This is a genomic window from Vibrio sp. T9, assembly GCF_003123985.1.
Taxonomy (GTDB): domain Bacteria; phylum Pseudomonadota; class Gammaproteobacteria; order Enterobacterales; family Vibrionaceae; genus Vibrio; species Vibrio diabolicus.
On record NZ_NIGY01000103.1, the window covers coordinates 1 to 364 of the forward strand.

The following is a 364-nucleotide window of genomic DNA, read 5'->3' on the forward strand; positions in this document are numbered from 1 at the left end:
ACCGCCGACTTCACCACGGCCGCACGTATCGCCGAGGCGGTCAACCGTAACTTCGGCTCGGGTACGGCCAACGCCATGGATTCCGGTTCGGTCGCCGTGCGTGCGCCGATGGATCCGTCGCAGCGTGTTACCTGGCTGTCGACCATCCAGGCCCTGGAAGTCACCCCGGGCGATGCGCCGGCGCGGATCATCGTCAACTCGCGCACCGGCACAGTGGTGATCGGCTCCGACGTGAAGGTCGGCGCTGCCGCCGTGGCCCATGGCTCCATCCAGGTCACGATCAGCGAGCAGCCCCAGGTGAGCCAGCCGAATGCCTTCTCGCGCGGCCAGACGGCAGTGGTCCCGAGCAGCCAGGTCGCGGTCA

The 364-nt window shown here is 68.4% G+C and carries 1 protein-coding gene; it reads left to right on the forward strand.

The features are described 5' to 3' along the window. A partial coding sequence (locus CBX98_RS25635) for a flagellar basal body P-ring protein FlgI (RefSeq protein ID WP_172606039.1) occupies window positions 1–364 on the forward strand: 364 nt, incomplete at both ends.